Below are 13309 nucleotides of genomic sequence, written 5' to 3' on the forward strand. Positions count from 1 at the left end.
GTAATTAGAGAAAAGCAATTGAAGATCAATTGCTTTTCTACAACCTAATTATTAATATTTAGAAGATACTTCTTTAGCTACTTGCTCTAGAGCTGCTGTAACTTCGTCAGTTAATTTACCTGCTTTTAAAGCATTTAAAACCTCTTTGTGTTTTAAGTTCAAGATTTCTAGATAATCTTTCTCAAATTCTTTTACTTTATTTACAGGAACTTTTCTCAATAAGTTTTTAGAACCAGCATAGATAATAGCTACTTGGTCTTCTACTTTGTAAGGATCGTTTACTGCTTGTTTTAAGATTTCAACGTTTCTTCTACCTTTTTCAATTACGTTTAAAGTAGCCGAATCCAAATCAGAACCAAACTTAGCGAAAGCTTCTAATTCACGGAATTGCGCTTGATCTAATTTTAAAGTACCAGAAACTTTTTTCATGGATTTAATCTGAGCGTTACCACCAACACGAGATACCGAAATACCTACGTTGATCGCTGGACGTACACCAGAGTTAAACAAATCGGATTCTAAGAATATCTGACCATCAGTAATCGAAATTACGTTAGTTGGGATATAAGCAGAAACGTCACCAGCTTGAGTTTCGATAATTGGAAGTGCTGTTAATGAACCACCACCTTTCACCAAATGTTTGATCGAATCTGGTAAGTCATTCATATCTTTTGCAATCGTATCATCAGCGATAACTTTAGCAGCACGCTCTAATAATCTAGAGTGAAGATAGAAAACGTCACCAGGATACGCCTCACGTCCTGGTGGACGACGAAGGATCAAAGACATCTCACGGTATGCAACAGCTTGTTTAGACAAATCATCATAAATGATCAATGCTGGACGACCAGTATCACGGAAGTACTCCCCGATAGCAGCCCCTGCCATTGGAGCATAAACTTGCATTGGAGCTGGATCAGAAGCATTAGCCGCAACGATAATCGTATACGCCATAGCACCTTTATCTTCCAATGTTTTTGCAATACCTGCTACAGTAGAAGCTTTTTGCCCTATTGCAACATATATACAGAATACCGGTTGCCCAGCATCATAAAATTCTTTTTGATTTAAAATAGTATCGATACAAACAGTTGTTTTACCTGTTTGACGGTCACCAATTACCAACTCACGTTGACCACGTCCTACTGGAATCATGGCATCGATAGACTTAATACCTGTTTGTAAAGGTTCTGTTACTGGTTGACGGTAGATAACCCCTGGTGCTTTACGCTCCAATGGCATTTCATACAATTCGCCACCGATTGGACCTTTACCGTCGATTGGAATACCTAAAGTATCAACAACACGACCTACCATTTGCTCACCTACTTTAAGGGAAGCGATACGGCGTGTTCTCTTAACGATAGAACCCTCTTTTACTCCTGTTGAAGGACCTAACAATACAACACCAACATTATCTTCTTCAAGATTAAGTACCATTGCTTCTAATCCATTTTCAAATTGAACTAGTTCTCCATACTCAGCGTGAGATAAGCCGTATACACGTGCTACTCCATCTCCTACTGCAAGAACGGTTCCTATCTCTTCTAAAGAAGCGTCAGATTCAAAACCAGATAACTGTTTTTTTAATATTGCTGAAATTTCAGCAGGTTTAATTTCTGCCATTTTGATTTATGGTTTATACACGTAATACGTGCGGTGATTTTAATTAGTTAATTGTCGTTTTAAATCTTGCAATTTATTTGCCAAAGAAGCATTGAATTGTTGGTCACCAATTCGAAGGATAAATCCTCCTAATATACTTGGGTCTACAATATTTTCAATAGTCACCTTTTTATTGGAAATCTGTTTGATTTTCGCTAAAACTTTGGTTTCCATTTCTTCGTCCATTGCAATTGCCGTAGTTACCTTTGCTTTTTGTATTCCCAATTCCAGGTCATACAACTCTTGAAATTTAGAAGCAATCGCCTCTAAGATATCAAAACGTTTGTTGTGCATTAGCAATTTAAACAATTCAATCGTTTGTGCAGATGTAGCTGCAAATATTTCGGATAAAGCATCTAACTTTACATTTCCTTTGATGATAGGATTTGAAAGAAAACTCTTTAAATCTTCACTTTGAGAAATCGAATCCGAAATAAGAATCATATCCTTATTTATCGTTTCCAAAGTTCCCTTTTCCAAGGAAATCTCCAGCATCGCTTTAGCATATCTTGCAGCAGCTCTAGTTCCAATCATAAGGATGAATTAATTTAGTTTTACTTCGTCTAACATTTTCTCCACCAATTTAACTTGGGCTTCTTTGTTAGATAATTGATCTTTCAATAACTTCTCAGCGATTTCAATAGAAAGGCTAGATACGTGATTTTTCAATTCACTCATCGCAGCATTTTTCTCACTTTCGATTGTAGCTTTAGCTTGAGCAATTATTTTATCTCCTTGCTTTTGTGCCTCTTCTTTCGCTTCAGCAAGCATCGTTTCTTTAATATCACGAGCATCTTTAATCATCGCATCGCGTTCGATACGCGCTTCTTGTAAGATGCGTTCATTATCTGCTTTAAGATTTTGCATCTCATTACGGGCTGCTTCAGCAGAAGCCAATGCCGTGTTAATCGAATCTTCTCTACCTTTTACGGCGCCTAAAATAGGTTTCCAAGCAAATTTCTTTAGCAAGAAAAAGAAAACAATAAAAATAGCTGTTGTCCAAAAAATTAAACTCTCAGGTGCTATAAAATTCATAGTATATTAGCTTTAATTTGTTTTTTTAATGTAAAAATAGCATCCTAAAACCAACCGTTTCAGGATGCATTTTTTTTTCAAAAATTATTTTGCAATTAATGCAACAACCACTGCGAACAATGCAACACCTTCGATAAGTGCAGCAGAGATAATCATTGCAGTTTGAATTTTTGAAGCTGCCTCAGGTTGACGAGCAATAGCATCCATTGCAGATCCACCAATTTTTCCGATACCTATTCCTGCCGCTAAAGCAGCAATACCAGCACCAATTCCAGCTAAAATCATAGTTAAAAATTTATATAGTTAATATTTAATAAAACTCAGATTAATGTTTGTCTTCTACTGCTTGACCAATGAATAGTGCCGACAATAATGTAAACACATAAGCTTGCAAGGCTGCGACTAATATTTCCAATGCACTCATGAACAATACAAATGCTCCAGAAACCGGCGCAATAAATACAGATTGGAATATAAAAATCAAAGAAACTAAACTCAAAATAATAATGTGACCAGCAGTGATGTTAGCAAATAAACGAATCATCAAAGCAACCGGTTTGGTGAACATCCCCATAATTTCCACAGGAACCATGATTGGCGCCAACCAAAGTGGAACTCCAGGAGTATTAAAGATGTGTCCCCAATAATTTTTATTCCCACTAAATATCGTGATCAAGAAAGTAAACATAGCCATCACAAAAGTAAAGGCGATATTTCCAGTAAGGTTAGAACTAAAAGGGAAGAAAGGAATTAAACCAAATAAGTTATTCACCCATATAATAAAGAATACGGTTAACAAATAAGGCATGAATTTTTCGTATTTTTTTGCACCAATATTTGGTATAGCAATCTCGTCTCTAACAAAAATAACCAAAGGCTCTAAGAAACCTGCAAGACCTTTTGGAGCTGCATTGTTTTTCTTATAAGAACGGGCTACTGCGCTAAATACGATAAGGATTAATACCACAGAGAAAATCAAAGAAAACACATGTTTTGTAATCGAGAAATTCATTGGTCTTTTAGAGAAATCTGTAATAGAAGGAGCCTCTACATGCTCTCCAGCAACTTGAGTTGCAAACGCATCGGCATAGTAAATATTTCCGTGATATCTAACAAACTGTTGTCCGTTTTTCTCCACTACTACTGTTGCATCATCATTGTGATCAAACTCACTAGACATAAAAGTAACCAATCCATCGTTTGTCCAGAGAATAACTGGTAATGGCATAGAGTACGAATGACCATTGTAATCTAAAATATGGAATTCATGCGAGTCGGCAATGTGGTGCTGAATTAATTCAGTAGCATCAAACTCTTCAGTTTCTTTGTCGTGACTTTGACTTCCATCGGCAGCTATTGAAACGAAAGGCATCAAGATCATCAATAGGGCAGATAAATACTTCATGAATTTTTTTGCGGTCATCATTTTTACTTAAAAATTGAAAATTATGGTCTGTAAAATTTGATGCAAAGATAAAATTTTTAATTTATAAATTACTGTTAATGATGAAAAAAAAATCTAGACGCATCTTACTATAAATCAAACGGTTTCCTCTTTTTTGTCTTTTAATAAATCAACTACAAAAAAGGTTTCGAAAAATAAATATAAAAAATAGGGAATAAAAAATACCACTACGTCAGCTATATACGATCGATCATCGCTTCGAATAATCGGTAAAAGAAACAAAACAGACAGAATCATTTTAAAGAAACTACTGGCCATAAACGCATAACCCGTGTACTCAGAAAAAACAGAATTGATGTATAAAATAGCTCCAAACAACAACAAAGTTACCGCAAAGAGAAAGCCATAAATCGCAAATGTGTTGTAATAGTACTCTCGTGGCTCTAAGATAAACTCGATAAAAAGATATTGCGCACCGCCTACGACGATAGTAAAAAGCAGTAAGTATTTTATAAAATTCAGTAATTGTTGTTTCATTATGATTGTTGTTTTGTGAGTTTTAATTTTTTTTGTTTAACTGTTGCACCTGTTTAATAACCAAATACATGGATATAAAAACGGACAAAAGAGAGCAACTTACCGTAAATCCAGAATAATCGTTAGGGTATTTTTCATCCAACCACACTCCGAGATAGGTTCCCGCTGCGATAACCACCCCCATTTGCAGTGCCATACCCGAAAAACGGATGTATTGGTTTACGGGTTTCTTTTGCTGGTCTTCCATTTATTTGTCTTTCACTTTTTCATCTAGGGGCTTGATACCAGTCATTTTACAACTGGCTGTAAAAGTTGCACCAAGTTCTACGGATAAATGTCCGACGGTAACCTCTCCAGAAACCACTGCTGATGACTTTAAAATCAACAACTTCGAAACATTCATTTTTCCTTCGACAACTCCTTCAATATCCGCATTTTCACAAACGACATCGCCTCTGATCTCCGCTCTAGGACCCAAAACCAATCTTCCTTGAGAAGTAAAATTCCCCAACAATATGCCGTCTAATCGAAAATCTGCAATCGTTTCGATCGAACCCGTTATCGTAGTTCCTTCTACAATCCTATTCGTTTTCCCTAATAAGTCAGTATATATTTTCTTCTTGGGTTTATCAAACATCAGTATTTATTTTTCATTTTCAACTTTAGACTCCCAGTTTTTCTTCACTTGAATTACGGTATAATTCTCCGTAGATATGGTCGTCGCTTCATTTTCTATTTTATATTCCGACGCATTTTTAAGGTAAGCAATCACCGACTTAGCACTTGCCTCACTATCGAATCCGTGAATTACAAAAAACACCTCATCAGCCGTGTAATAATCCTGTGAGAACTTGATTTTACCGTCATGTCTATCCAAGGCATATCGCTGTAACTTCTTAGCCATCAAATCCGATTTATCCAAAGACTCCACCGGTATTCTATAAATGATTTTCCAGCTTTTAGATGGAGCATCACTCCAGGTCAAAGCATTTAATCGCGGTAAATCTCTATTGATGATTCGATCTGCCTCTTTTGCTTCCGGTTTGCCCGCATAAGTCAAAGCAACATAATTTAAGGCCTTTTTATACCCCTCAACGCCCTCTAATCGTCCGATAATATTCGCTTTAAGCAATTCATATTTCGGAAGATAATCACTGTCGACAAATTGCACTATAGATTTATTTACTTGATCCAAGGCCTCGACATAATTCCCTTTTCCGTATTCGCTATAAAGCTTGCCATACACTTGTTCTGGCGAACCTTCAACCTCTTCAGATATGTTTTTATTCAACAACAATTCTGCATATCTCGAGTCGGGATGTTTCGACAGTATATTCTGCTTCCATTGCTCCGCTTTAGCCGGATTAATGCTTAAATAAATTTTGTATAAATTGTATTTCGCCGGCAAAACTAAACGTTCTTCGGGTTCAAATAACAATAAAGCCTCTAGTTTTTCCGCTGCCAATTCAAATTCAGCAAATTTATCACTGTAAATGGATCCCAATTGGAAATACGCGAAATCCCTGTCTTTTTTTATTGCGGTTAACTCCGCAGGATCAGTAGGAATTTGACCTTTGTAGAAGTCTACCGAATACCTTAGGTTTTCTTCTGAACCAGCAACTTCAGCTCCCGCTTGATCAGCGCCTTTTTCATCGTTTTTCGATTCTGAGCTTGCAGTCGATCCAACCGTTGCGGCATTCCATCGCCAGTTTTCTTTTAAATCACGGTTTCCCCAACGTTTTTTAAATTCCAGTTTACCAAAAGCCACGGCATTTTGGGAATAGAAATAAAAATTAGATGATCCAGATTTCGAACTAGTACTGGAGTTGCCTTTATTCGATACATCAGATGCCCCCCCTAGAGATCCAGCGGCATTATTCAGCGGGTTATTGATCGCTGCAAAAGTCGATTGCCCACTGCCCTGACTGCCCTTAGCAGCCAACTGTTCTTTTCGATTGTCATCCAATCGCATCTTATCGATCAATTGATTGATATAAGCATCTTTTTCACTAGAACTCATATTGACCAAACGCAAAATACTATCGCTGGTTTTGGCAGTGCGCTCATACATGACTACATCGTGAAGATTGTCTCTCTTTTTTGTAATCTGGAAAAACTCCTTGGTTTTAGGAGGCAACAAAACAAGCGTACTATCATAATATTGCCCCGCCCATTCATATTTTGCAGAGTTGAAATAAATTTCCGCCAAACTTTTATAGTTCGATGCTTTTAGATATTCATCGCCCTTACTCTCCTTTAGAGATTTTTTAAAATAATCAATTGCCACAGGTGTTTTCTCCTGCTTCAAATAAAACAGTCCGACTTGTCGGTTTAACAAATCCAAATACGGACGGTTTTCCCTGTCTTTTAGCAAGTCCTTGTATTTATCCAAAAAAGCAGCGGTATCCACTTTTTTAAAATCTCCATATAAGAGTTGATTGGCATGAGATTGAATCATATAAGGACGCGGAGAACGTCGATTCATATCAATAATATCTTGAAAAGATGCCATAGCAAGGTCCTTTTGATCCAGTCGCCCATAAAGTTGCCCGAGAATAAAACTAAAACGCGCTTTCTCTTCTATGCGTTCGGTCAACTTCTTAGCATCCACCAACGGAGTCACCGCACTGTCCATATGCCCAATATTCAGGTAAGCCTGTGCCATTGTAGCAAGAGCATCAGCTCTATTCTGTCCAGCTAAACGCGAATCTTTCAACATTTTTTTGATGTTCTGAATCGCCAATTCATCGTACATCAATCTCAAATTGGTTTTTTCACGCCAAACCTTAGCTTCATTGATTTTGTCGCTATCTGGGTATTTATAAAGAATATAATTGAACGCTTCCAAGGCTGGAATAAAACGATTGTCGTAGTAACGGGATTTTCCCAATAACAAGTAAGCTTCATCCATTTGTGGGTTTTTCTCCCGCCCCCCGATATACATCGATCGTTTCTGAATGGCTTTAGTCGCTTTATCTTCTGCTAATTGGAAATCGGGATCCTTGGGTTTGTCATCCAGCAATGCCCGCTCTTCTGGCTGCATTCTTTCTATGGGTAAAACTTCCCAAAAGTTATCGTGATATTGATCTCTTAGGTTTAAAAGTCCTTTGTCAAAAGCGAGATTTCCGTTATACAAAACATTGAATTTTGTATTTAACGACTGAAACTGCCTGTTTACAAGGGCATCTTTTTTAGTGGAACAGGCCCATATAAAAGCACCGATCACCAAGACTAAAATATATTTAGAGATATTCGTTTTCAATATTCGAAGTTTAAGTACTTAACTTTTAAAACACTTTTTTAGTATGACTAATGGGTAAAAATACGGCACTTTTATCAAAAAAAATGGTTTTTACTCAAAAATAAGAAATCCGCTGATCCAAAAGAGGATCAGCGGATTCTAAGAATGAATAATAATTGAATGTAGATCCGTAATAATTAAACTGAAAAAAAGCTTTCCAGTTCTTGTAATGTCGTTTCGGAAGGCAAAACATCTTTAACGATGCGGCCTTTTTCCAACGCAACTATACGCGTGGAAACCTCGACCGTATGCTGTAAATCATGACTGGAAATCAACATGGTTGTCTCTTTAGATTCTGATTTTTGCTTGATAATATTTTTTAATCGAATTTGGGTTGTTGGATCTAAGTTAGCGAAGGGTTCATCCAATATAACTACTTGTGGATTTCCAATAAACGCGGCAACGATTCCCACTTTCTTCTGATTTCCCTTTGAGAGATCTCTTAAGTACTTTTTGACATTTAAAATTTCCCCATTAAAGAAGTCCATATATTCTACCAGAAAATTCTGAACGGCACTTTTATCCATCCCCCTTAGCTCTCCAATAAAATAAAAATACTCTTCTGGTGTCAAATACCCTATTAGAAAACTCTCATCGATGAATGCCGCTGTAAAAGGCTTCCATTGCTCCGTAATATTGACCTCAAAACCGCCATTTAAAATAGTGCCTCTAGTTGGGGTAATCAAGTCGAGAAGCAAACTAAAAAAAGTGGTTTTTCCCGCTCCATTATTTCCGACTAAACCGAAACTCTCCCCTTTTTGAATATCCAAAGAGTCGATGTCCAAAACCGTGGTACCGTTATATGTTTTAGATAAATTTCGTACTTGTATCATCATATCGTTAATTTCTATCGATTTAATTTTTTTGTTTATATCCCATTAATGCCTCGTACTTCTCACTTTTATAGAGTCGCTCTATGATATCGAAAACCTTATTCCTAAAAATCAAACCACTTGCACCGACAACTGTCAGTGCAACAAGAGCAGCCTCTAAATTCCAAAACGTTTTAAAGGTTATATAAATCAGAATTGGAATAACAATCTTTGGCAGTGAAATCAGCAACGCCTTTAAATTAAAGGCTTGTTTTTCTCCTAATACATTTTTGTTTTTTCCCAAATCAACGGGTGTTTTTATATAAGCTCCTCCCCATAATACCAAATAACTATTCACCCCAATATTAAAAACACCAGTCGCTAGAATCAAGGCATATACTTCCCAACCGAAATACAGATAAAAAGAACTGAGTATCATTAAGACCAAAGTACCCAAAACCATCAACCACCATTTCGCCATTAAATAATCTCTATATTTAATATTCTGACACATCATTAAAGGGTAATAGGCAGAATCCCAACTCGGAACAAATTGTCCGAAGTTTAATAGAAAACCCCCTGAGATTATTATACCAAAAGTAACATGCATAACTTCATTGTTATACATAGGCACTAGATCACCAAAAGACAGAAGTCCAAAAAGCAAAAAAACCAAGCTCATCACAATCGTTGTTCGCGGTCTTTTATTCCTTTTGATCATTCTTAGGTCATTTTTCAAAAAGGTGCTTATCGTACCAAAACGATCCAGCCAACTAAAATCTTCCGATTCCACCTCCTCTTGAATCGTAGCAAGCCCAGCGTCTAAATATAAATTTTTCGAATAAAATGCAAAAGCCCATTTATATAATAGGACTAAAAGCCCTAGAGGCACGACCACCAAAAAGGGATAATCATAGAAGGATTTAAAAAACGCCGCTGTAAAAACAGTCAGATCATAAGCTCCAAAATACTGCAAAACGCCGACTACAGCAATAATTCCCACTGTTAGATAGAAAAAAACAGGACGGTTATTGAGCAGTAAGTTTAGAAAATTGAAACAGTAGATCCACAACAACAAACTCATTCCCCAAAACACCACTTGCAATACCGGCATTCCTTCATAGATCAAAATTCCACATAAGGGAATAAAAAAGAATAGATGTACCGTATTAAAAACAGCAACCATCGTTTTGCCCAAGAAATATTTAACCAAGCAACTGCGCTTGATATTGAGTATTAATAAAGGTCGGATATTTGCCGTAGGTAGTTTTTGAAAGAAGAAACGCAATGATAAGTCTGCCGCAAAATAATAAATCAGGTATTTATTAATCGTTTCAAAGGGAGGCAAACCATTTTCCTCTAAAAGGAAATAACTTAAAACCCCAAATGCCATAAAAACTCCCAGTAAATATAAAGCTCCCAGTAGAAATAAAATTTTTGCGAAAAGATTGAACTTAAAAGAAGCAGCTCTTGAAAAAGCTTTCCACTCTAAAGGAACAAGATATTTTAACATAGCAATATGCGGTTTTACATAATAAGTATACTTTCGAGCTTAGATGTTACACTTTAACTCAAGTTTTTTTTGAAACAAATTCAATATTCTTATCAAATCAAAGGAATTCTAGAGAAAATCGCGAATTTAAAAATCCCCTATTTTAATGTTTAATTCCATACAAATACAGCTTAAGTGTTTCCTAAAAAAAAACCATTACTTATGAACTACGCCAAGATCAACTCCTTTTTAATAATTATATTTGCAACATAAAAATCACATGGAATTGGATTTATGCGATAGCTACTAACATAGAATTGAAAGCCACCAACTATGTACACCAAGCAAAATCATACATCCTTAAACACAAAACACAATCTGCATGAAAAAAGATATTATTATTCCAGTAGTCAAAGATGTTTTTATGGCTGCCGTATATGAATGGAATGAGGAGTTTGCCAGCCATGCTTGGTATGCCTATCTAATCAATAAGAGCGAATTGCCTTTAGAAGCCATTATGATCATCTCTCAAGCAGAAGGAATGATTGATGCTGAGTTGAGAAAAAGCACCCTATTTAGACATGCCTTTCCTAGGTTAGAAGCAGGTGCATCGATAAAAGTAGAGCTATTAGACGAGAATATTTTTCAACTTGACAATCGCTTTATGGTCACTTTCTTTTCAGAGGGCACCCTATTTGACAAAAACTATATTTTCCCCGCAAATACGATTACCGTTGACAACGTAGTCGATTTGGACAATAATAGCCATCAAGGCATTTTATCTCAATAAAAAAACGCCCCTAAAACCAAAAGGATTTAGGGGCGTTATATTTAACAACATCTTTATTTATTGTTCGTGCTTTGGAGGAAACAACAGCGACAGTACAATAGACAAGGTTAGCACACTACCTATTACTGTGAGTGATATCCACGACTCCATATGATAAAACGGAGAGATAATCATTTTGACACCAATAAAAGCTAAGATGATTGCCAATCCATATTTTAGTTTGCTAAAACTATCCATGAAATTCGCCAACAGGAAATAAAGTGATCTCAATCCTAAAATAGCAAAAATATTGGAAGTATATAAGATAAACGGGTCATCTGGCGCAATAGCGAAAATCGCTGGAATACTATCTACTGCAAAAAGCAAATCCGTAAATTCGATAACTACCAAAGCAACAAATAAAGGCGTTGCCATTTTTACACCGTTTTGAACGGTAAAGAATTTATCTCCATCGTAGTTCTCACTGACTTTAAAAAATTTATGAACGAGTCTTACAGCTGGATTTTTAGACAAATCGGCATTCGCATCGTTTTCCTCTTTACTAAACCAGGATTTAATTCCGGAATACAATAAAAAGATACCAAAAATGGTCAACACCACATTGATTCGAACCGTTTGACCAAAAATAGTCATATCTGGCAGGTAGGTATGATTGATCATCTCTACTCCTGCAAAGATAAATATAGCTCTAAAGACCAAAGCTCCAATGATTCCCCAGAATAACACGCGGTGATGTAAGTGTTTAGGCACCTTAAAGAAGGTGAAAACCAAGATAAACACAAACAAATTATCTACAGAAAGTGCTTTTTCAATCCAGTAGGCAGACTGGAATCGCGCGAAATTTTCAAAATCCATATAATAGTAGATGACTCCACTAAATACCATGGACAATGAAATCCATACAATCGACCAAGTCAGCGCTTCTTTGGTAGAAACCTCGTGGCTTTTTTTGTTGAAGATTCCCAAATCTAACAACAACATAATAAATACGGCAATACCGAATACGGCTAAAATTCCCGGATGATTAATCAGATGATCCATAACTAATTTTTTTTTTACACGGCAAAAATAATTCTAATAATCTCCCCCTAGAGAAACGCTATAATTCACTAAATATCAAGATCTTAAAAGCATTTAAAAAACAGACCTCATCGTCCAAAAAAAAAGCAAGACAATGAATATCAATGCCTTGCTTTTTTAAACGAGTCTATTTTCCCAATAATGCTCTTATTTGAAAAAATTAATCCAATTTATCGGTTAACTTTTTAAACACTTTTTTAGGGTCTTTTCCTTCGTATAAAATATCATAAACAGCATCGATAATCGGCGTTTTAGCGCCGTATCTCTTATTGAGCTCAAAAGCACTTTTGGCGGCATAATAACCCTCTGCAATCATATTCATCTCCATTTGTGCCGATTTTACGGTATAACCCTTACCAATCATGTTACCAAACATACGGTTTCTTGAAAACAGCGAATAGCCCGTCACCAATAAATCACCTAAATAGGCTGAATCATTGATGTTCCTTTTCATTTTATGAACCTTTTGAATAAACTTTTTCATCTCGCGAATTGCATTACTCATCAGTAAAGCCTGAAAATTATCGCCATAGCCCAAGCCGTGTGCCATACCGCAAGCGATGGCATAGATGTTTTTAAGCATCGCTGCATATTCCGTACCTATGATATCATCAGATATCTTTACTTTGATATAGTGGCTGCTGATACTCTCTGCAAGTACTTCAGCATTTGCCGTATTAGAACAGGCAATAGTTAAATACGATAGCCGCTCTAAAGCCACTTCTTCTGCATGACAAGGCCCCGTAAGCACCCCAATATTCTCATAGGGAATGTCGTAGACTTGATGAAAATGCTCACCAACGATCAAACTGGTTTCTGGAATAATTCCTTTAATCGCAGAAAAAATCACCTTCCCTTCCAAACTTTCTTTTAAATTTTGAAGCTCCGAATTTAAAAAAGCCGAAGGAATTGCAAAAATTATATAATCGGCATAAGCCACCGCTTCATTGATATCATTGGTCAATCGAAGTTGATCGGTATCAAATTCAACGGCACTTAAATAGTTTGGATTGTGTTTATTAATTTTTAGTGCTTCTAAAGCGGTTTCGCTTCGCATGTACCAAGCAATTTCAGTCAGATTTTCACAAAGCATTTTAGCAATGGCTGTTGCCCAGCTTCCTCCTCCTATTACTGCAAATTTTGGATTTTCCCTCATATAACACATATTATTCAACCACCAAAAGTAGTTAAA

Annotated in this window: 14 protein-coding genes; 1 reads left to right on the plus strand and 13 read right to left on the minus strand. The window is 36.3% G+C overall.

The window, feature by feature from the left end:
• Nucleotides 1–51: 51 nt before the first annotated feature.
• The 11 genes from atpA to L1275_RS04055 form a co-directional block, all read right to left on the minus strand.
• Nucleotides 52–1626 (minus strand): F0F1 ATP synthase subunit alpha, encoded by a 1575-nt coding sequence (gene atpA, locus L1275_RS04005; RefSeq protein WP_253470073.1) that lies wholly within the window; start codon nt 1624–1626, stop codon nt 52–54.
• Between the two features lie 39 nt (nt 1627–1665).
• Entirely contained in the window at nt 1666–2199 is a 534-nt protein-coding gene (atpH, locus tag L1275_RS04010; RefSeq protein WP_253470075.1) for an ATP synthase F1 subunit delta, read from the minus strand.
• 9 nt (nt 2200–2208) lie between these two features.
• Nucleotides 2209–2700, minus strand: coding sequence for a F0F1 ATP synthase subunit B (locus L1275_RS04015; protein WP_253470077.1), 492 nt, complete (start codon nt 2698–2700; stop codon nt 2209–2211).
• An 84-nt stretch (nt 2701–2784) separates the two neighbouring features.
• Nucleotides 2785–2985 (minus strand): ATP synthase F0 subunit C, encoded by a 201-nt coding sequence (gene atpE / locus L1275_RS04020; RefSeq protein WP_133712667.1) that lies wholly within the window; start codon nt 2983–2985, stop codon nt 2785–2787.
• Between the two features lie 40 nt (nt 2986–3025).
• Nucleotides 3026–4123 (minus strand): F0F1 ATP synthase subunit A, encoded by a 1098-nt coding sequence (gene atpB / locus L1275_RS04025; RefSeq protein WP_371923418.1) that lies wholly within the window; start codon nt 4121–4123, stop codon nt 3026–3028.
• A gap of 117 nt (nt 4124–4240) precedes the next feature.
• Complete coding sequence (locus tag L1275_RS04030; RefSeq protein WP_253470081.1) at nt 4241–4642, minus strand: hypothetical protein; 402 nt, start codon at nt 4640–4642, stop codon at nt 4241–4243.
• Nucleotides 4643–4664: 22 nt separating this feature from the next.
• Nucleotides 4665–4889, minus strand: a complete 225-nt coding sequence (locus L1275_RS04035; RefSeq protein ID WP_253470083.1) for an AtpZ/AtpI family protein — start codon at nt 4887–4889, stop codon at nt 4665–4667.
• Nucleotides 4890–5279: a polymer-forming cytoskeletal protein gene (locus L1275_RS04040; protein ID WP_253470084.1), complete on the minus strand. Its 390-nt coding sequence runs from the start codon at nt 5277–5279 to the stop codon at nt 4890–4892.
• Between the two features lie 6 nt (nt 5280–5285).
• Nucleotides 5286–7904 carry a lipopolysaccharide assembly protein LapB gene (locus L1275_RS04045; protein WP_253470085.1) on the minus strand — a complete coding sequence of 873 codons (2619 nt, stop codon included), beginning with the start codon at nt 7902–7904 and terminating at the stop codon, nt 5286–5288.
• Nucleotides 7905–8080: 176 nt separating this feature from the next.
• Nucleotides 8081–8776 (minus strand): ABC transporter ATP-binding protein, encoded by a 696-nt coding sequence (locus L1275_RS04050; protein WP_253470407.1) that lies wholly within the window; start codon nt 8774–8776, stop codon nt 8081–8083.
• A gap of 22 nt (nt 8777–8798) precedes the next feature.
• Nucleotides 8799–10268 (minus strand): DUF5687 family protein, encoded by a 1470-nt coding sequence (locus L1275_RS04055; RefSeq protein WP_253470086.1) that lies wholly within the window; start codon nt 10266–10268, stop codon nt 8799–8801.
• A gap of 361 nt (nt 10269–10629) precedes the next feature.
• On the opposite strand from L1275_RS04055, the gene L1275_RS04060 reads away from it, so the two are divergent.
• The gene (locus tag L1275_RS04060) at nt 10630–11037 is read left to right on the plus strand and encodes a hypothetical protein (RefSeq protein ID WP_253470087.1); all 408 of its coding nucleotides are present in this window, start codon (nt 10630–10632) and stop codon (nt 11035–11037) included.
• 57 nt (nt 11038–11094) lie between these two features.
• On the opposite strand, the gene L1275_RS04065 is transcribed toward L1275_RS04060, so the two are convergent.
• The gene (locus tag L1275_RS04065; protein WP_253470089.1) at nt 11095–12078 is read right to left on the minus strand and encodes a TerC family protein; all 984 of its coding nucleotides are present in this window, start codon (nt 12076–12078) and stop codon (nt 11095–11097) included.
• A 199-nt stretch (nt 12079–12277) separates the two neighbouring features.
• Nucleotides 12278–13273 carry an NAD(P)H-dependent glycerol-3-phosphate dehydrogenase gene (locus L1275_RS04070; protein WP_253470090.1) on the minus strand — a complete coding sequence of 332 codons (996 nt, stop codon included), beginning with the start codon at nt 13271–13273 and terminating at the stop codon, nt 12278–12280.
• Nucleotides 13274–13309 lie beyond the last annotated feature (36 nt).

Origin of the sequence: Flavobacterium sp. HSC-61S13 (assembly GCF_024171535.1) — a bacterium.
Lineage (GTDB): Bacteria > Bacteroidota > Bacteroidia > Flavobacteriales > Flavobacteriaceae > Flavobacterium.

Coding starts and splice junctions, on each gene's coding strand:
- atpB (WP_371923418.1), bottom strand. CDS start 4,123: ATGACCGCAAAAAAATTCATGAAGTATTTATCTGCCCTATTGATGATC.
- atpH (WP_253470075.1), bottom strand. CDS start 2,199: ATGATTGGAACTAGAGCTGCTGCAAGATATGCTAAAGCGATGCTGGAG.
- L1275_RS04050 (WP_253470407.1), bottom strand. CDS start 8,776: ATGATACAAGTACGAAATTTATCTAAAACATATAACGGTACCACGGTT.
- L1275_RS04065 (WP_253470089.1), bottom strand. CDS start 12,078: ATGGATCATCTGATTAATCATCCGGGAATTTTAGCCGTATTCGGTATT.
- L1275_RS04035 (WP_253470083.1), bottom strand. CDS start 4,889: ATGGAAGACCAGCAAAAGAAACCCGTAAACCAATACATCCGTTTTTCG.
- L1275_RS04040 (WP_253470084.1), bottom strand. CDS start 5,279: ATGTTTGATAAACCCAAGAAGAAAATATATACTGACTTATTAGGGAAA.
- atpE (WP_133712667.1), bottom strand. CDS start 2,985: ATGATTTTAGCTGGAATTGGTGCTGGTATTGCTGCTTTAGCGGCAGGA.
- L1275_RS04055 (WP_253470086.1), bottom strand. CDS start 10,268: ATGTTAAAATATCTTGTTCCTTTAGAGTGGAAAGCTTTTTCAAGAGCT.
- atpA (WP_253470073.1), bottom strand. CDS start 1,626: ATGGCAGAAATTAAACCTGCTGAAATTTCAGCAATATTAAAAAAACAG.
- L1275_RS04015 (WP_253470077.1), bottom strand. CDS start 2,700: ATGAATTTTATAGCACCTGAGAGTTTAATTTTTTGGACAACAGCTATT.
- L1275_RS04060 (WP_253470087.1), top strand. CDS start 10,630: ATGAAAAAAGATATTATTATTCCAGTAGTCAAAGATGTTTTTATGGCT.
- L1275_RS04030 (WP_253470081.1), bottom strand. CDS start 4,642: ATGAAACAACAATTACTGAATTTTATAAAATACTTACTGCTTTTTACT.
- L1275_RS04070 (WP_253470090.1), bottom strand. CDS start 13,273: ATGAGGGAAAATCCAAAATTTGCAGTAATAGGAGGAGGAAGCTGGGCA.